This window comes from Acinetobacter lwoffii (assembly GCF_022967985.1).
In the GTDB taxonomy this organism is placed as follows: domain Bacteria; phylum Pseudomonadota; class Gammaproteobacteria; order Pseudomonadales; family Moraxellaceae; genus Acinetobacter.
In genome coordinates, this window is record NZ_JALJVC010000002.1 from 193314 (window position 1) to 212365 (window position 19052).

17 protein-coding genes are annotated in these 19052 nt (G+C 44.0%); 11 read left to right on the forward strand and 6 right to left on the reverse strand.

Features of this window, described 5'->3' with window-relative positions:
• Positions 1–44 precede the first annotated feature (44 nt).
• Positions 45–1199 (forward strand): radical SAM family heme chaperone HemW, encoded by a 1155-nt coding sequence (gene hemW / locus MWG72_RS02365; RefSeq protein ID WP_247143151.1) that lies wholly within the window; start codon positions 45–47, stop codon positions 1197–1199.
• Positions 1200–1372: 173 nt separating this feature from the next.
• Entirely contained in the window at positions 1373–2317 is a 945-nt protein-coding gene (locus MWG72_RS02370; RefSeq protein WP_247143152.1) for an HNH endonuclease, read from the forward strand.
• Between the two features lie 77 nt (positions 2318–2394).
• Here MWG72_RS02370 and MWG72_RS02375 read toward each other — a convergent pair whose 3' ends face one another.
• From MWG72_RS02375 to hemF, 5 genes are all read right to left on the reverse strand, one after another.
• A complete protein-coding gene (locus tag MWG72_RS02375) occupies positions 2395–2604 on the reverse strand; it encodes a cold-shock protein (protein WP_004281542.1) in 210 nt (69 codons plus the stop codon).
• Positions 2605–2951: 347 nt separating this feature from the next.
• On the reverse strand, positions 2952–4775 hold the full coding sequence (locus tag MWG72_RS02380; protein ID WP_247143153.1) for an acyl-CoA dehydrogenase C-terminal domain-containing protein: 1824 nt from the start codon (positions 4773–4775) through the stop codon (positions 2952–2954).
• A 397-nt stretch (positions 4776–5172) separates the two neighbouring features.
• On the reverse strand, positions 5173–5961 hold the full coding sequence (gene aroE / locus MWG72_RS02385) for a shikimate dehydrogenase (RefSeq protein ID WP_247143154.1): 789 nt from the start codon (positions 5959–5961) through the stop codon (positions 5173–5175).
• 99 nt (positions 5962–6060) lie between these two features.
• Positions 6061–6267, reverse strand: a complete 207-nt coding sequence (locus tag MWG72_RS02390) for a hypothetical protein (RefSeq protein ID WP_004732323.1) — start codon at positions 6265–6267, stop codon at positions 6061–6063.
• A 134-nt stretch (positions 6268–6401) separates the two neighbouring features.
• The gene (hemF, locus tag MWG72_RS02395; RefSeq protein ID WP_247143155.1) at positions 6402–7358 is read right to left on the reverse strand and encodes an oxygen-dependent coproporphyrinogen oxidase; all 957 of its coding nucleotides are present in this window, start codon (positions 7356–7358) and stop codon (positions 6402–6404) included.
• Positions 7359–7596: 238 nt separating this feature from the next.
• Here hemF and hemN point away from each other — a divergent pair, with 238 nt between their 5' ends.
• Complete coding sequence (hemN, locus tag MWG72_RS02400; protein WP_247143156.1) at positions 7597–8970, forward strand: oxygen-independent coproporphyrinogen III oxidase; 1374 nt, start codon at positions 7597–7599, stop codon at positions 8968–8970.
• Between the two features lie 139 nt (positions 8971–9109).
• Here the strand turns inward: hemN and ribA are convergent, their stop codons facing one another.
• The gene (gene ribA, locus MWG72_RS02405) at positions 9110–9712 is read right to left on the reverse strand and encodes a GTP cyclohydrolase II (protein ID WP_004281536.1); all 603 of its coding nucleotides are present in this window, start codon (positions 9710–9712) and stop codon (positions 9110–9112) included.
• A 309-nt stretch (positions 9713–10021) separates the two neighbouring features.
• Here ribA and dxs point away from each other — a divergent pair, with 309 nt between their 5' ends.
• From dxs to MWG72_RS02445, 8 genes are all read left to right on the forward strand, one after another.
• Positions 10022–11932: a 1-deoxy-D-xylulose-5-phosphate synthase gene (dxs, locus tag MWG72_RS02410; protein WP_005101231.1), complete on the forward strand. Its 1911-nt coding sequence runs from the start codon at positions 10022–10024 to the stop codon at positions 11930–11932.
• 114 nt (positions 11933–12046) lie between these two features.
• Positions 12047–12877, forward strand: coding sequence for an inositol monophosphatase family protein (locus MWG72_RS02415; RefSeq protein ID WP_004281534.1), 831 nt, complete (start codon positions 12047–12049; stop codon positions 12875–12877).
• 552 nt (positions 12878–13429) lie between these two features.
• Positions 13430–15217, forward strand: a complete 1788-nt coding sequence (locus tag MWG72_RS02420; protein ID WP_114541560.1) for a DEAD/DEAH box helicase — start codon at positions 13430–13432, stop codon at positions 15215–15217.
• Between the two features lie 405 nt (positions 15218–15622).
• Positions 15623–16441, forward strand: coding sequence for an ABC transporter ATP-binding protein (locus tag MWG72_RS02425; protein WP_247143157.1), 819 nt, complete (start codon positions 15623–15625; stop codon positions 16439–16441).
• Positions 16438–17217 carry a lipid asymmetry maintenance ABC transporter permease subunit MlaE gene (gene mlaE, locus MWG72_RS02430; protein WP_004281531.1) on the forward strand — a complete coding sequence of 260 codons (780 nt, stop codon included), beginning with the start codon at positions 16438–16440 and terminating at the stop codon, positions 17215–17217. The genes MWG72_RS02425 and mlaE overlap by 4 nt, the downstream gene beginning before the upstream one ends.
• On the forward strand, positions 17217–17894 hold the full coding sequence (gene mlaD, locus MWG72_RS02435; protein WP_247143158.1) for an outer membrane lipid asymmetry maintenance protein MlaD: 678 nt from the start codon (positions 17217–17219) through the stop codon (positions 17892–17894). Before mlaE ends, mlaD begins: the two co-directional genes overlap by 1 nt.
• An 18-nt stretch (positions 17895–17912) precedes the next feature.
• Positions 17913–18545 carry an MlaC/ttg2D family ABC transporter substrate-binding protein gene (locus tag MWG72_RS02440; RefSeq protein WP_005249877.1) on the forward strand — a complete coding sequence of 211 codons (633 nt, stop codon included), beginning with the start codon at positions 17913–17915 and terminating at the stop codon, positions 18543–18545.
• A gap of 15 nt (positions 18546–18560) precedes the next feature.
• Positions 18561–18851 carry an STAS domain-containing protein gene (locus MWG72_RS02445; RefSeq protein WP_004732307.1) on the forward strand — a complete coding sequence of 97 codons (291 nt, stop codon included), beginning with the start codon at positions 18561–18563 and terminating at the stop codon, positions 18849–18851.
• Positions 18852–19052 lie beyond the last annotated feature (201 nt).

A 19052-nucleotide genomic window follows, 5' to 3' on the forward strand; every position in this document is an offset into this window, starting at 1 on the left:
TGTTAAAATTCGGCTATATCTTGTAATCGTTTTTGAGTAGTTCTTTGGCTGAATTGAATCCTGCTGCTGTCCCTTTGTCCTTATATATTCATATGCCTTGGTGTGTGCGCAAATGTCCTTATTGTGACTTCAATTCGCATGCGGTTCCGGATGGTCAATTATCACTGGAATTGGAACAGGAATATTTACGAGCACTGGTGGAAGACTTTAAAACTCAGGTCGATTTTGCCCAAGGCCGGCAGATTTACAGTGTCTTTATTGGTGGGGGGACGCCGTCACTGATTTCTGCCCCAGGCTATCAATGGTTATTTGATCAGCTCAAAGCCGTTATTCCCTTTGCCGAAGGCTGTGAGATTACGCTGGAAGCCAATCCCGGCACAGTCGAACATGATCCGTTTGCCGGTTATTTACAGGCCGGAATTAACCGTCTGTCGATTGGGGTGCAGAGTTTTAATACCGAGCATCTCAAGCGTTTGGGACGGATTCACAGCAATGAAGATGCGATTTCTGCCATTGGGTTAGCACGTGAAGCCGGCTTTCAGCGCATTAATGTCGACTTGATGCATGGTTTGCCTGAACAGACCTTGGATCAGGCTTTGCATGATTTAAAATTGGCCGTGGAACAGGGTGCTACACATATTTCCTGGTATCAGCTAACGATTGAGCCAAATACGGTATTTTTCCGGACTCAACCGATTTTGCCTGTCGATGAAGTATTGGAAGATATTCAGGAGCAGGGTGAGCTCTACTTAAAAGCGCAGGGTTTTATCAACTATGAAGTTTCGGCTTGGCGTAAAGAACTGCCTTCAGCACATAATCTGAATTACTGGCAGTTTGGTGATTATCTGGCAATTGGCGCCGGAGCACATGGCAAAGTCACTCAGACAGATGGCGTGTATCGGTTCCAGAAAACCCGTTTACCTAAGGACTACTTAGCCAAAGTACCTGCCGAGCATGTGCAGTTTAAGCGGATTGAAGATGCCGACATGCCATTTGAATTTATGATGAATGCGTTACGTTTAAATCACGGCGTGGAAGCCAAGCTCTATGCAGAACGTACTGGCCTGAGTCTGGATCGCTTGAATGAGTTGCTGAGTTCTTTGCGTGACAGAAAGTTAATGGTCGATGATCAAGATCGTCTTTCATGTACCGAGCAGGGGCATATCTTTTTAAATTCGGTACTGGAAGAATTTCTTTAATTATTTAATTTCCCCATTGTTCTAAAAGAAACCCTAATAGGATTCTATTGGGTTTTTTTTATTGCCTTAAATAAAATGCCTAAATTCTGATTGACGCTTTCTTAGAGAGAAGTTTTCTGAGAATATTCAAAGATTAAATTAAATGAATATTATAATTTCTAGAGGGTGGGGAGGTGGATACATTATGGGATTTTCAACAGCTGGATTTAACTAATACCCGATTCTTTATTTTTGATAGTAAAAGTGATCATCTGGTTTATGAAGATCGGGACTTTAAAGAATATCATTGGGATCAGTCTAAATATAATCGAGTCAGGGAAGGGGATTTCTTTTTATATCGACGACCGCAAAAAGCCTCTGAAATTAAAAATCAATTCTATCTTTATGGTGCAGGCCGTATAGCCAAGATTATTGCACCTACTGCCATTCCTCAAAATCATCAAAAACGCCGAACCAAACCGGTCTTTGCGAAAGTGATCGATGGTATACGTTTTATAGATCCTATTCTGCAGTCCGATTTGGAAGATTTTCAATGGACTTTTAAACCACGCGGAAATACTTGGGAACATTTTTTTCAACAATATGGCATGAATGAGATCACGGCAGATGATTTTTGGCGATTACTTAAATTAGCAGGAAGAGGAGAAAAACAGGATGCTTTGTTAGATACGCATTTACGTCAAGAAATCCTCGATTATAGTGTTGAAGATCAATATGCAAGGGTAAAGGTTCGCGGTTCGCCACACCAGAAATTTGCTTTACAAGTTAAACTTAATTATCAATATCAATGTGCGATCTCTGGTATTAAGACCAAAGCCTTTTTAGTGGCTTCTCATATCGTACCTTGGTCTGAAAATCAGGTACATAGAAGAAATCCGCGTAATGGAATTTGTTTATCTTCTTTATTGGATCAAGCTTTCGATCAGGGATTTATCACGCTAGATAAAGGGCTTAAAGTGTGTCTTGCGAATCAAGCCAAGCAAGATGCGAGTTTATACGCCTATTTAAAACTTTATCACGGTAAACGAATCGACGTACCAAAACGTTTTGCCCCTGATCCGGTATTTTTAGCCTGGCATAGAGCACACCGGTTTTTAGAACAACCCAATGATCTTTAAAAGCGAGCGGTATGAGAGAAATGATAGGCACAAAAAAAGCACTCTAAGAGTGCTTTTTTCAATATCTTGCTTCTAAATTATAGAGCAACGATATTTACAGCTGTCGGGCCTTTTTGACCTTGAGCTACGCTGAAAGAAACCTTTTGGCCTTCAACTAAAGTTTTGAAACCTGAACCAGTGATTTCGCTGAAATGAGCAAAAACGTCTGGACCTGATTCTTGTTGAATGAAACCAAAACCTTTAGTTTCGTTGAACCATTTTACTGTACCGTTAACTGTATTAGACATAATATAACCTATTGAATCGTATGAATTTATAGCCAAAATTTCAGATGACTAACTGTAACTTTGAAAAATAAAAAGGATGGAGCTTTTTGATCTGTAATACGAAGGTTTATGACTAAAACTGCGATACTTAAAAGAAGACTAACCAAAACAAGAATTTTTCTAGTTGGGATTATCATACCGCTTATTTTGAGATATACAAGCGTTTTATTTGGCTAATTTATTAGGATATTGAAAAATATAAAATTAAATTTGTATATTTTCTATCCAGAAAGGTTTTTTAAGTTAAACAAGGGTATCTACATCAATAAAAAGAGCGCCGAAGCGCCCTTTTTAACTCAATTTACAGCTTAGTAGTCAAAGCTAAAGTGTTCTGGTGCCAGTGCCGTCATGGTTTTAGAGGGATTCACCATCGCTTCTGCGTGACCTTGAGTACGTGGCAGAATACGTTCAAAGTAGAAATCAGCAGTTTTGATTTTCGCTTTATAGAATTCTGGAACTTCCGTACCGTCATTAGAAGCTAGTTTGGCTGAAGCGACTGCAGCTTGCTGTGCCCAGAAGTAGGCCATCATCACATAACCGGAGAACATCAGGAAATCGACTGATGCAGAAGAAACGATGTCGCGGTCCTTACGTGCAGCCAGCATGATACGCACAGTTAGTGCATTCCACTGTGCACAGAGCTTGGTTAAATCCCAGGCAAAGCGGCGCATATATTTATTACGTGCATGCTGACCGCAGAATTTCAGGATTTCAGCAGTGTAATCACGAATAACTTTACCTTTTGATGTCAACAGCACTTTACGGCCAATCAGATCCAGTGCCTGAACACCTGTTGTGCCTTCATACAGGGTAGAGATACGTGAGTCACGTACGATCTGTTCCATGCCCCATTCTTTGATATAGCCATGTCCACCGAAGACTTGCATACCGTGATTTGATGCCTCATAACCCATTTCGGTCAGGAAGCCTTTCAGGATTGGAGTATAGAACCCAAGATGGTCATCATGCTGTTCAAATGCTGCAGTATCGCCACGCAGCAAAGCATCATTCATGTTGTCGGCAATTTTTGCTGCATGATAAATCATGGCACGGCCACCTTCAGCAATGGCTTTTTGCGTCAACAGCATACGGCGTACATCAGCATGGTGAATGATCGCATCCGCCACTTTTTCTGGATCTTTTTTGCCAGACAAGGCACGCATTGACATACGTTCTTTAGCATAAGGTAAAGCACCCTGGAACGACAGTTCAGCATGACAAATACCCTGAATCGCAGTACCAATACGCGCCGTGTTCATAAAGGTGAACATAGCGTGCAAGCCTTTATTCGGTTCGCCAATCAGGTAGCCAGTCGCATTGTCAAAATTCAGTACAGCCGTTGCTGAAGCGCGAATCCCCATTTTGTGTTCAATCGAACCGCAGTTCACTGGATTACGCTCGCCGATCCCGCCATCTGCAGCAGCAATAAATTTCGGTACGATAAACAGAGAAATCCCTTTGGTACCTTGCGGCGCATCTGGAAGGCGTGCCAGTACGATATGTACGATATTTTCAGTCAGGTCGTGCTCACCTGCGGAAATAAAGATTTTGGTGCCTGAAATGGCATAGCTGCCATCTTCTTTCGGCTCTGCTTTGGTCTTAACTTGACCCAAGTCAGTACCACATTGCGGCTCAGTCAGACACATGGTGCCCGCCCAAGTTCCTGCAACTAAGTGAGGCAGATACGTGTTTTTCTGCTCAGCGGTACCATATTGCATGATAGTGTTGATACAACCCACACTTAAACCCGGATACATCTGGAATGACCAGTTTGCAGTCCCCATCATTTCCGATTTGATCAGGTTTAAAGACATTGGCAGGTTTTGGCCACCAAATTCTTCAGGATAAGACAGACCTTGCCAGCCACCTTGTACGAACTGGTCGTAAGCTTCTTTAAAGCCTTTCGGTGTTTTTACTTCGCCATTTTCAAAATGACAGCCTTCTTCATCACCGCTTTGATTCAACGGCGACAGTACATTTTCACAGAAATCTGCAGCGCCTTCTAAGATCATATCTACCGTGTCGGCATCGGCATATTCACCATTCGACAAATTCTGGTAGTGCGCAGGGTAGTCAAGCACTTCATTCATAAGGAAGCGAATGTCGTGTAAAGGGGCTTTATATGCTGGCATGCGTTTAATCCTGATTGAAATTAGTTTTGGATTATCTGTATCGATTCTTTGATTATTCACATTCGGGATAAAAAAACATTGATGAATTCAGTGAATAAAAATGTCAGAAAAGCGAATCGATTTTTAAGGCTAATGAATGAAATCATCGAATTTCATCATTAGGTGTTTACATTACAGGAAGATTAAAAACTTGTTATATCAATGGAATTTAATGAGTTAAAAGGTGATTTGTCCAGTATATTTTTGTATGAATTGTGCTCGGATTCAGGTCGCAAAATAACTCATTCTAAAATGTCATTAAAACCAATTCATGGTTTTTCAGCTTATAAAAGTAGTAGGAGGAGAGTAAAGGGTTGCAGTTGCAACCCGAACTGAACTCATTGGAGAGATAGGGGTTTTAAAGAAACTCTTTTAAATCCGGCTTGATACCATTCCAGATGTAAAAAGATTCAATTGCCTGACCGACCAGCATGCCAAAACCTTCAGATGTCGGTACACCGCGTGCCTTGGCTTGATCCAGAAAGGAAGAAGGTTTGCCATAGGCCATTTCATAGGCCCGTTTAAACTGTAACGCCTCTGGTAAAACCAAAGCATCACCACTGAGGCTGGCAGAGGTGGCATTAATCACCAAATCAAATTCACCGGCTAAATTGTCTAGTGAAATCGCCTGTAATTCGACTTGAGGTACGGCATCCTGAAGATCAGCGACCAGTTGTTCCGCGCGTGCCAAGGTACGATTGGCGATTACGATTTTTTTCGCACCTGCTTGGGCGAGTGGATAAATCACACCACGCGTGGCACCGCCTGCTCCAATAATCAGAATATTGGTATTTTCCAGTGGCCAGTCTAAGGCACGGATGGCTTCAACCAATCCCTGACCATCGGTATTGTCGCCATGCAGGATGCCATTTTCCATCCATAGCGTATTCACTGCTTTGGCAATTTTGGCCCGTTCACTCAGCACCTGACATTGGCCAAAAGCCTGCTCTTTGAAGGGGACAGTAACATTCAGGCCGCTACCGCCCTGGCCAAAGAATTCCTGAATGTTGGCTTCAAAGCCATCCAGTGGAGCCAAACGTTTACTATAATTCAGGTCGATCCCAGTTTTGGCTGCAAAGGCGTGGTGCAATTCTGGAGAACGTGATTGTTCAATCGGGTTACCAATCACGGCAAATTTTTTGCTCATTTCACAATGTCCATGTGCGGAAATGGCCATCAATATACGTGAAAAAGCGCAGGGACTAAAGCCTGCGCGATTTTAAATTGCTGCTAAGTTATCAGGGTTTTAGGAGCTGCAAATATCCATAATATGTTCCGCAAACATCAGCGCCATACTGAGAACAACCCCAAGCCCAGTCAGGATACTCACCAGAATAGCGGCGCCATCCAGAATCAGATTATGACTCAAAATTGCGGTACTCATCGCGCTGATGGCGAGAGCCAGAAAAAGCCAAAAGGCCAACACAGGTAGATTTAATTGAAGATTATGCATTGTTATTCTCACTAGACATCAAATGGAATATGATCGATGTAGCGATAGGGTGCCGCGATCAAATCAGGTATTTCTATGCAGCAGTATAGAGGATATATCTATTAAAGCAGCCCTCTATTTGAGGGCCGTTTGTATCATTTCATTGCGTTGGATTTTAATTCTGTTAACCAGTCATGTGGTTTCAGGTAGTAATCTGTTAAGCGTTTTTCCGATGAGCCCTCATCCCATTCAGGGCGATATGACCATCCGGTAAGCGGGGGCAGGCTGACCAGAATCGATTCAATCCGGCCACCAGTCTGCAAGCCAAACAGGGTGCCGCGGTCATAAACCAGATTGTATTCCACATAACGGCCGCGACGGTATAACTGAAACTCGCGTTGTGCTTCGGTATAAGGCTTATCCTGATTGCGCTGGAAAATCGGCAGAATGGCTTCCAGATATCCATTGCCTACAGCCTGCATATACTGGAAACAGGTTTCAAAATCCCATTGATTCAGGTCGTCAAAAAACAAGCCGCCAACGCCACGCTGTTCATCACGATGTTTCAGATAAAAATAATCATCACACCATTGTTTATGTTCAGGATAAACCTCTTCGCCGAATGGCGCACATAGATCATGCGCCGTTTGATGCCAAGACAGTACATCTTCATCATTCGGATAAAACGGGGTCAGGTCAAAACCGCCACCAAACCACCAAATCGGATCTTGGCCTTCTTTTTCAGCCACAAATAAACGCACGTTGGCATGCGAAGTCGGTATATTCGGGTTTTTCGGATGAATCACCAGCGATACCCCCATGGCCTGTGCTTTGGCGCCAGCAATATTAGGATGACGTTCAGTCGCAGAAGCAGGCAGCTTGGAAATGTTGATGTGGGAGAACATCACGCCGCCTTTTTCAATCACCGTACCATTTTGCAAAACACGTGAACGGCCACCACCACCTTCCGGACGCTTCCAGTCATCAATAATAAATTCGGCCGTACCGCCGCCAGCACGTTCCTGCTGTTCTAATGCTGCACAAATCCGTGCCTGCAAGTCGAGGAGAAATTCACGAACGTGTTGAATATCCGTAGATGTAGGATGCTGCATCAGAGCCCTCGTAGGGAAATAAAAAACTAACGACATCAAAGCATAAAATCAGTCAAAGATTAAGGTCTAATTTGGTGATGCAATTCATCAGCCCAGACATTACATTCCACTATTCATAAGCAGAATGCATCATTAAATCCGACTAAATGGCTAGGTTGAATTCTTTTTTCAAGCTCAGCACAATAACTCACAAGCGCTCATTGGCTTGAGCATTTCTCGACGGTAATAGGTGGGTCTCATGTCGGTACAGGTCAATTCCCTGATTCAAAAATACAATGTTCCCGGGCCACGCTATACCAGTTATCCCACTGTTCCGTATTGGGAAGAGCAGAATTTCTCGCTGGAACAATGGAAGCAAACGCTAAAAAAGTCTTTTGATGAATCCAATCAAAGCGAAGGCATTAGCTTGTATATCCACCTGCCATTTTGCGAAAGCCTGTGTACCTTCTGCGGGTGTCATAAGCGCGTGACCAAACGCCATGAAGTCGAACAACCTTATATTCAGGCACTGCTGAAAGAATGGGGTCTATATTGCGAGTTATTACAAGAAAAGCCCATCATTAAAGAGATTCATTTTGGTGGAGGAACGCCGACCTTTTTTTCAATGGCACATCTGGCTCAACTAATTCAAGGCATTCTGGCCAAAGCAGACGTAGCGCCTGAGTATGAATTCAGTTTCGAAGGTCATCCCAATAATACTACGCGTGAACATTTGCAGGGATTGTATGACCTGGGTTTTCGTCGGGTCAGTTATGGTGTGCAGGATTATAACGAAACCGTGCAAAAGGCGATTCACCGGATTCAGCCTTATGAAAATGTTAAACAGGTGACCGAATGGGCGCGAGAAATTGGCTATGAATCGATTTCCCATGATCTGGTCTTTGGTCTGCCATTTCAGAGTCTGGATGATGTTTTAAATACTATTGAACAAACCAATTCGCTCTTGCCGGACCGTCTGGCTTTATATAGCTATGCACATGTGCCCTGGATTAAAGGTAATGGTCAGCGTGGTTTTAAAGATGCCGATGTGCCCAAAGATGCGATCAAACGGGAATGCTATGAAGCGGGTAAAAAGAAACTTCTGGCACATGGCTATCATGAAATCGGTATGGATCATTTTGCCTTAGAGAAAGATGCGATGTACCAGTCCTTTCAAGCTGGAACATTGCATCGCAACTTTATGGGGTACACCGCCTCTAAAACCCAGGTGATGATTGGACTCGGGATATCCTCAATCAGCGATAGCTGGTACAGCTTTGCGCAGAATGTGAAAACCGTTGAAGAATATTATGAATGCCTGGCGCGCAATGAAATTCCAGTATTTAAAGGTCATGTCTTAAATCAGGAAGATTTGATCATCCGGCAACATATTCTAAATTTGATGTGCAGCTTTAGCACCTCATGGGAAAATTCCGAGATGCTTTTCCCTGAAATTGATGAGGTTTTGGAACAGCTTGACGAAATGGCACAGGATGGTTTGATTCAATTTTCAGACTCGTCAGTCACGATTCTGGAGAAAGGGAAACCATTTGTACGCAATATTTGTATGGCTTTTGATTTACGTTTAAAGCGACGCATACCGGAGAACCGGATTTTCTCGATGACGATTTAATCTTCCCCTAACCCCATTTTTAAGAAAGATAGGGAAAACCTCCCCGAGCAAGACTTAAGCATTGCTTTAAGTCGAAGCGCAAGAAAGGGAGGTTTGGAGGGATTAAGTTAAAATAAGGTAGGACAGGGTTTTAAAAATATTAAAAATCATCCTTTTTATAAAGATGTGCCATGCGTTCGTGCTTGGTCTTGAGATATTGTTCATTAAAAGGGTTTAAACCCACAGTCAAAGGCACACGATCGATCACGTTAATTCCCTGGGCTTTTAAAGCCTCAATTTTAGAAGGGTTATTGGTCACCAGGCGTACTGCTTTCACCTGTAAATGATCCAGCATGATGCTACACATATCATACTGGCGTGCATCTGCGGGCAGGTTCAGCATTAAATTGGCATCTACGGTGTCATGTCCCTGATCTTGCAGAGCATAAGCGCGAATTTTATTGGTCAGGCCAATGCCACGACCTTCCTGACGCAAATACAGAATGACTCCGCGGCCCAATTCATTGATCAGTTTTAAAGTCGCTTGCAATTGCGGGCCACAGTCGCATTTGAGCGAAGCAAAGGCATCACCGGTTAAACATTCAGAATGCACACGCACCACTACAGGCTCATCTGATATTTCTTCAAGTCCTTTGGAAAGTGCGACATGTTCTTCGCCAGTCTCAGGGTCTTGAAATACAGTAATTTTAAATTCACCGTGAGCGGTAGGTAATCTTGACGTTGCGACAAATTCGATTGGCACAGCTGAACCCGTTAAATCCTGAAATTGGCTAAAGTATAGCGTAATGATTGAACATTGGTAGAATTGCAAAGTCGAAATTCTGCAATAGATTTTCTTTTTTGTAGAAAGCGAACGATAATAGTTGATAAATAGTAAGATTATTCAGGATAATCGTAGGCTGCAATTTTTTCACCCCGACGAGATCATTGTTTAATATTGCATCGCTAGAAGCGTAGCTGAATTGAAGCTGCTACAATTCAGCTATATGATCGGGTACTCCCCATTGACCTAGCTTTAGATTTGCCAGGCTTTAGAAGGCTTTGCCATAATATGCTGTATACAGAAATCCCAACTCAACGCCCTGTAACACCGTTGCTTGATGCGATCAATCATCCTGAGCAACTGCGTGCACTCGAGCAAAGCCAGCTAGAACAAGTGGCGGATGAGTTACGTCAATTCATTTTGTATGCTGCCGGGCAAAGTGGCGGACATTTTGGTGCCAATCTCGGTGTGATTGAACTCACCGTGGCTTTACATTATTGCTTTAATACACCGCATGACCGCCTGATCTGGGATGTAGGTCATCAGGCCTATCCGCATAAAGTGTTGACTGGTCGTCGTGAACAGCTCACCACGATTCGTGCCAAAGATGGTCTGGCTGCGTTTCCGGCTCGTGAAGAATCTGAATTTGATACCTTTGGGGTAGGGCATTCTTCGACGGCGATTTCTGCTGGCCTAGGTATGGCGCTGGCACGTCGTTATCAGAACAAGCCGTGTGAAGTGGTATCGATTATTGGCGATGGCGCCATGACGGCAGGTATGGCTTTTGAAGCTTTGAATGATGCCGTGGCACACAGTGCTGATCTGATGGTGGTGCTGAACGACAATGATATGTCGATTTCTTGCAGTACCGGTGGTTTTGCCAAACATCTGGCTGCCATTTGGGAGCGCGGTGAGTTCGTTAATGTTACCGAGCAGGGTGAGGCATATGTACAGCCACATCCAGAATGGTTGTATAACTCGCGTTTGCACAGTGCAGCAACCGATGCTGCAGATAACTTATTCCAAGCCATCGGCTTTGACTATTTTGGCCCGTACGATGGTCATGATGTCAAACAGCTGGTGCATGTCTTTAATGCGCTGAAAAAGCGTAAAGGCCCACGCCTGATTCATGTCTATACTAAAAAAGGCAAAGGCTTTGCTCCGGCAGAATCCGATCAAATCAAATATCACGCGATTAGCAAAATCAACGCCGTTGCCGCCAGCAATACTGCACCGAAATATTCGGATGTATTTGGACAATGGCTTTGCGATGAAGCGGCACAAGATGCCCGTTTGCTCGCAATCACACCTGCGATGTGCGAAGGCTCAGGCATGGTCAAATTTGCCAAAGAATATCCGGAACGTTTCTTTGATGTCGCGATTGCCGAACAGCATTCGGTTACCTTGGCTGCCGGTATGGCTTGTGAAGGCTTGAAGCCGGTGGTTGCAATTTACTCGACTTTCCTGCAACGCGGTTATGATCAACTGGTACATGACGTGGCTTTGCAGAATCTGGATGTTACTTTCGGTATTGATCGTGCCGGTCTGGTCGGTGAAGATGGCCCGACCCATGCCGGTGCTTATGACTATGCCTATATGCGTACTATCCCGAATATCGTGATCATGGCGCCGAAAGACGAAAATGAATGCCGTCAAATGCTGCATACTGCGTATTTATATCCAGGACCGGCAGCGGTACGTTATCCACGTGGCAATGGACTGGGCGTTGAGATTCAGCAAAAGATGGTTGAGATTCCAATCGGTCAGGCAGAAATCGTGGCCAGCTTTAATGGGCAGTATGATGAATATATTTCTGTGCTGGCCTTTGGTAGCCGGGTACAGGCTGCAGTCGACGCTGCTGAAGCATTTGCCGTGAAACATGAGATTGGCGTGCGTGTGGTTAACATGCGTTTTGTCAAACCACTGGATACTCAAATGCTCGATGATCTCGCTTTAAGCACCAGTCTGTTTGTCACGGTGGAAGAACATGCAGTGATGGGCGGTGCAGGTAGTGCCGTGAATGAATATCTGGCAGAAGCACAGATTGTCAAACCGATGTTGAATCTGGGTCTGGATGATACGTTTATGGCGCAAGCGACCCATGCACAGATGTTGCAGCAAGCGGGTCTGGATGCGCAAGGCATTGAAAAATCGATCAATCAGGCTTGGTCCAGCCTGGGGCAAAGCGTCTTGTCATAATATCTTAAAAATTTTAGACACATTTTTCCCAAAAAAGCCCTGATATTTGCTAAGATATCGGGGCTTTTATGCATTATTCTTTATCAGTGTCTTCAAATTTGTAGTGGGTGTTCAATGGAACCTATGGTGGTGATGGCTGCGCGTGCGGCTCAGTTAGTTGGTCAAGAGCTTTTAAAAGCGCATCAGAATCGTCATAAACTCGATCTACAAGTCGAAGAAAAAGGAATTGATGGTCCGGTAACGCGTGTAGATCGTTATTTGGAACAGTTGACCATCGATACCCTACGTAAAAGCTATAAAAATCACAGTTTCCTTGGTGAAGAGTTTGGCTATCAGGAAGGTAAAGGTCATGACGCCGATTGGTGTTGGGTGATCGATCCGCTAGATGGTACTTTAAACTTCATTAACGGTTTCCCGCATTTCTGTATCTCTATCGCAGTTCAGCACAAAGGCATTACTCAACACGGGGTGATTTATGACCCGGTGAAAGATGAGCTATTCTCTGCGAGTCGTGGTCGTGGTGCCATGATGAACCAGCGCCGTATTCGTGTGAATGTTAAAGACAGCCTGGAAAATACCTTTATGGCTGTTGGTCACGCTTATCGTGCCAAGCGTAATGGCGAAGTTGTGTCTTATGCCAAGAACCATTTTCAAACCCTGTTAAACGTAACTGAAGCTGGCGCGCAATATCGTCGTTCAGGTTCTGCAGCATTGGATTTAGCCTATGTTGCTGCAGGTCGTTTCGATGGTTATTTCGAACTTGGTTTAAAGCCTTGGGATATCGCAGCTGGCGAATTGATCGTAAAAGAAGCAGGCGGTACTGTAGTTGATGCACGTGGTGGTAGCGACTCTATGGAAAATGGTCAAGTTTTGGCTTGTTCAATGAAAATGCTTAAGCCTTTAATGCAAGCAGTTGTTCCTGCTTGGGGCGAAGCAGCAAAATAATCGGGTTTAGATGAATCAGATCTAATATTGAGAAAAGGCGTCCTTCGGGATGCCTTTTTTATGCACGGAAATTTAAGTCGCGAGAGACTGGTATAGGGGTATTGATGTTTGCTTGAATACTGGAAATATCAGGTGAATTGGCGAAAAGTGACTTTTTATACCGCCTGTTACATTTTTTATTATATTTTAAGTATTAGAAATATATAGATAAATTAAGAATAAGGGAAATTAGTTTTAAAACTTAATGACATTGTGGAATATTCTGCTATAATTCCGCCACGCACTTAATTTCTGTTCTTTACCTGAACACTATCTTCTAATCATTGTATGCGCGTGCTGTCCATAGAGAGGACATATCCTTCGCGCCCCAATCGCTTAAGCGATTCCTTCAGGTTTGCGGCCGTAATCATGCGTGCGTTATATCCACATCGTCGTTACTCGGATCGCTGCTGAATCCTAATATTTTCAGCATTATTTGCTGTGCCGCTTTTTGCCGATGTCCATAATTGTTATTTATTAAATGGAGCACCCACTTCAGGGTGAATACTCTCTATGAGCAAAACTTTTGCTGATTTTTCCCTCGACGAATCTCTAACACAGGCTCTCGACGCTTTAGGCTTTACTACTCCTACTCCTGTACAAGAACAAGCGATTCCAGCTGCGCTTGAAGGCAAAGACCTTCTTGTGTCAAGCCAAACAGGTTCTGGTAAAACTGCTGCATTCTTACTTCCTACGTTAAATGCGTTGGCAAACCAAGATACATTAGTACCGTTTAAAGACCGTATGAAAGCGGTTACTCAACCGAATATTTTGGTGATTTCACCGACTCGTGAATTGGCACAACAGGTATGTCAAGACGCGATTGCATTTGTACGTCACATGAAAGGTGTTCGTATTGCGGCAATCATGGGCGGTATGCCTTTCGGTAAGCAAATTCAACAGTTAAAAGGCGCGCAAGTTGTTGTTGCAACTCCAGGTCGTCTACTTGACTTGGTGAATCGTCGTCAAATCAAATTGGATAAAGTTGACGCGTTAATCGTCGATGAAGCTGACCGTATGCTTGACCTAGGTTTCTCTGAAGACTTAGAAGCAATTGGTGAATTGGCTGCAAACCGCAAACAAACTCTTATGTTCTCTGCGACTTTTGCACCACGTATCATTACACTTGCAGAACGCATGATGAATGATCCAATGCGTATTTCGATCGAAACTGGTCACTCTACAAATACTGATATTACTCAGACTTTGCATTGGACTGACGGTTTCGAGCACAAGAAAAAACTTCTTACTCACTGGTTGAACGAAGAAGACGTTGATCAAGCAGTAGTATTTGCGTCAACTCAAGAAGACACAGATATGTTGGCTGAAGAACTTGCTGAAGCAGGTCTATCAGTTGTAGCACTTCACGGTGCTATGCCACAAACTGTTCGTAACCGTCGTTTACGCAGCATCCGTGAAGGTCGTGCGAAGATCTTGGTTGCAACTGACGTTGCAGCGCGTGGTCTTGACGTACCAACTATTTCACACGTAATTAACTTCGGTCTTCCAATGAAGAATGAAGACTATGTACACCGTATCGGTCGTACAGGTCGTGCGGGTCGTACTGGTAAAGCCATTACTTTGGCGACTTACCGTGAACGCGGTAAAATCCGTGCTTTAGAAGACTTCCTTGATGCGCGTCTAAACGTATCTGAAATTGAAGGTCTTGAGCCATCTCCACCTCCTGCACGTGGTAGCCGTGATGGCGCTGGTCGCGGTCGTGGCCGTGATGGCGGTCGTCGTGATGGCGGTCGTGGTGGTTTCGGTGGTGGTCGTCGTTTTGAAGGCGAAAGCAACTTCAAACGTCGTGAAGGCGGTGATGATCGTCCACGTCGTAGCTTCGATGACAAACCTCGTGGCGAACGTCCAGCATTTGGCGAAGATCGTCCACGTCGTGACTTTGGTGATCGTCCAGCTCCACGTCGTGAAGGCGGTTTCGGTGATCGTCCACAACGTTCGTTTGATGACCGTCCAAAGCGTGACTTCGGTGATCGTCCAGCTCCACGTCGTGAAGGTGGTTTTGGTGACCGTCCTCGCTCTAATGATGACAACCGTGGCAACCGTGTAGATTACAAACCAGCTCGTGAAGGTGGTTATGGTGATCGTCCAAAACGTGATTTTGGTGATCGTCCAGCTCCACGTCGTGAAGGTGGTTTTGGTGATCGTCCACAACGTTCGTTTGATGATCGTCCAAAGCGTGACTTCGGTGATCGTCCAGTACGTCGCAACTTTGATGACAAGCCACGTGGTGAACGTTCGTTCGGTGGTGAAGATCGTCCACGTCGTAAATTTAACGACTAATTCAGTCGCTAGATGAAGATAAAAAACCGGTAGAAATACCGGTTTTTTTTATGCATTGAGTTTTTTGCTTTTTAACGTAAAATGTCTACTAAATCATGTTTTGTCAGGGTTATGATAATTATTAATATGAAAAGCTTAACTCTTCGATCTCAATTGATAGAGGTGTATATGCCATATATCGCATTGACTTTGATTTTATGTAATATTATCTATTATTTATACAGTCTTTTTAATTAATCAATGCACCTGGCTCAAGCTTAAGTGCATATTTTTATTACAAAAAATACGAAATAATCCATTGTTGTCATTTTTTATGATATTAAACCACCTTTTTCAACTGCTAACATTTTGAACTTCGTTCCTTTATAGTATGCATGCTGAAAAAATGCAGGAATAAACTCAGCTATGAAAAATCAAACAGCGCGAGATACTCAATCTCTGATTGAAGTCAAGAATCTGAGCTTCAAGCGGGGTGAGCGCGTGATTTATGACGACGTGAGTTTAAATATTCGTCGTGGGCAGATTACCGCCATTATGGGGCCATCCGGTACTGGTAAAACCACCTTATTAAGATTGATTGGTGGGCAGCTGGTTCCTGAGCACGGTCAGGTTTTATTGGACGGCAAAGATATTGCCACGATGTCACGTTCCGAACTTTTTTCAGCACGTGCACGGATGGGTATGTTGTTTCAGAGCGGTGCTTTGTTTACCGATATGAGCGTGTATGAAAATGTCGCATTTCCGATTCGGGCACATACCAAATTGCCAGAACATCTGATTAAGGAAATCGTGGCACTGAAACTGGAATCAGTCGGTTTACGTGGTGCAGAACAGATGATGCCATCTGAGCTATCCGGTGGTATGAACCGACGCGTGGCTTTGGCCCGTGCGATTGCGCTAGATCCTGAGCTGATCATGTACGATGAACCGTTTGCCGGACAGGATCCGATTGTGATGGGCGTTTTGACTCGTCTGATCCGTTCATTACGTGAAGCACTGGACTTGACCACGATTATTGTCTCGCATGATGTTGCAGAAACTTTATCGATTGCGGACTACATCTATGTGGTCGCAGAAGGCAAAATTCAGGGCGAGGGCACACCGGCAGAGCTAAAAGCGCATCCGTCTGCCTTTGTACAGCAATTCTTGACCGGTTCTGTCGAAGGTCCAGTGGATTATCAGTTTAGTCATCGGGCTTATTTAAGTGATGAGGTACGTTCATGAATGCAATTGCCGCATTAGGTAGACGCGTTATTGAACGTGTACAGGGGATTGGGGTCGCGACCCTGATGCTGTTGCAGATTTTATTTTCCATGCCGACCTGGCTTGGCGTAAAGCTGTTTATTTATCAGATGTATCGGGTTGGGGTATTGTCCCTGCTGATTATTGTGGTTTCTGGCCTGTTTATTGGTGCCGTGCTTGGTTTGCAGATGTTTAGCATCTTGTCGACCTTTGGTAGTGAGTCGATGCTAGGAACAGCGGTCGCGTTGACCTTGCTGCGTGAACTGGCACCTGTGGTCGCTGCTTTGCTATTTGCAGGACGTGCCGGTTCAGCCTTGACTGCGGAAATTGGCCTGATGAAAGCTACTGAACAATTGTCCAGTATGGAAATGATCGGTGTCGATCCATTGAAGCGGGTAATTTCGCCGCGTCTTTGGGCAGGGATTTTTAGCTTGCCAATGCTTTCCGTCATCTTTGCCGCAGTCGGCATTATGGGCGGCAAAATGGTCGGGGTGGATTTCCTGGGAGCCGATGAAGGCGCTTATTGGAGCGGCATGGAAAGCAGCGTGCAATTCTATAAAGATGTCTTAAATGGCACCATTATTAAAAGTTTTGTATTCGCATTAATTTGTACCTGGATTGCGGTGTATCAAGGCTATGCCTGTGTCCCGACATCGGAAGGTATTGCAACTTCTACAACGCGTACAGTCGTGTATTCTTCACTGTGCGTTTTAGGCTTTGATTTTGTGTTGACTGCGGTCATGTTCGGAGGTGTTTAATGAAATCACGTACTAGTGAGCTGGCCGTTGGTGTTTTTGTTATTTTGTTTGGTATTGCCTTATTTTTCCTGGCGATGCGTGTCAGTGGTCTGGTCGGACACAATATTTCCGACAGCTATAAAATGACGGCAACGTTTGAAAATGTAAATGGCATCAAGCCACGTGCCAAAGTCGCTTTAAGTGGAGTGAAAGTAGGACAGGTCGATGACATTACCTTAGATCCTGTAACGCGTCTGGCGACCGTGCATATGACCCTGGATGGCTCATTGACCTCGTTTAATGCTGAACAATTAAAGCAAGTTCAGCAGGAAGCACTGGAAGAGTTACGTTATAGTTCGGACTATACGGCTGCTACCCCTGCGCAACAAAAAGACATGGAAAAACAACTGTTAGCTAACATGAAATCCATCACCAATATTGATGAGGATGCTTATATTATGGTAGCGACCAATGGGTTATTGGGTGAAAAATACCTGAAAATTATTCCAGGTGGTGGTCTGAACTATTTGCAGCGCGGTGATCAGATTGCCAATACCCAAGGCACCATGGAAATTGAAGATTTAGTGACGAAGTTCATTACTGGCGGTGCCGGTAAATCGTCGGATAGTCAAGAAACTGCCCCAGAACAGGCGACAGTTTCAGAATCGACTGATGCAGAACCTGCATTTGTTGAATAATAGATTGAGGAGATTTCAGTGAAAACTTTAGTAAAACAAACGCTTGCAGCAAGCATTCTTTCCACAATGGTTGCTGGTACAGTGTTTGCTGCACCGTCTGAAGCACCACCTGCTTTTATTAAAAAAGTGGCAGATGGTTTGATTGAGCGCCTCAAAGCTGATAATGCAAAATTGCAGAACAATCCGGCGCTGGTAAAAGCGATTGTCCGCCAGAATCTGGATCCATACATTGATTCACAGTCTTTCACGCGTATTGTGATGGGGACTTATGCGACGAACCAGTATAGTACTGCTGCACAGCGCGCACAGTTTGAAAAGAATTTCCGTGAAACGCTCATTGAAAATTATGGTTCTGCATTTTCCAAGTTCAGCAATCAGACCTATAGCGTACGTCCATACAAGGCTAGCAATAGCAAAAACCCTGTTGTAACCATCGACTTTAATAATAAAGGCGAAAAAATTCCGGTAGCGTTTCAGCTGGTGGACAAAGGTTCACAATGGAAAATCCGCAACATCAATGTATCAGGTATTGATCTAGGTTTGCAATTCCGTAACCAGTTTGCTGCGACAGTCAAACGTAATGGCGGTAACATAGATAAAGCTATTGCTAACTTCAAACCGGATGCAGAAGCTGCAATCGACAAGAAATAATCAGATAGGTGAGCCGTGATTGTATTCAAGGATCAGGAATTGCAGGTTTCAGGCAAGATTGACTATGCTAATGCGCAGGACTATTACTTAGATGGTCTGCGTGTGGTTCAGTCACAGAGCAAGTTTCCGCTTGTGGTTAATCTAGCTGGGCTTGAAAGTGGTAGTACTTTGGCTTTGGCAGTATTGGTGCGCTGGTTGCGCCAGACGCCTCAAGCGCAAGGACTACAGTTTAAAGCTGTCCCTGCTAAAATGATGAATATCATTCAGGCCTGTCATTTACAGGATGATTTACAGATCATTCAGTAAATAAAAAAAATAAAAAAGCACCGAAAGGTGCTTTTTTTATTGTTGATACATTTTAAAAGTAAATTCCTTCCTTTATCAAAAGGAGGTTAGGAAGGATTAAAATATGACCTCACCCTAACCCTCTCCTAAAAGGAGAGGGAACTTCCTCTCTAAATTTATGGATAGAAATGATATTTTTAAAAACTACTATCTCAATAAATA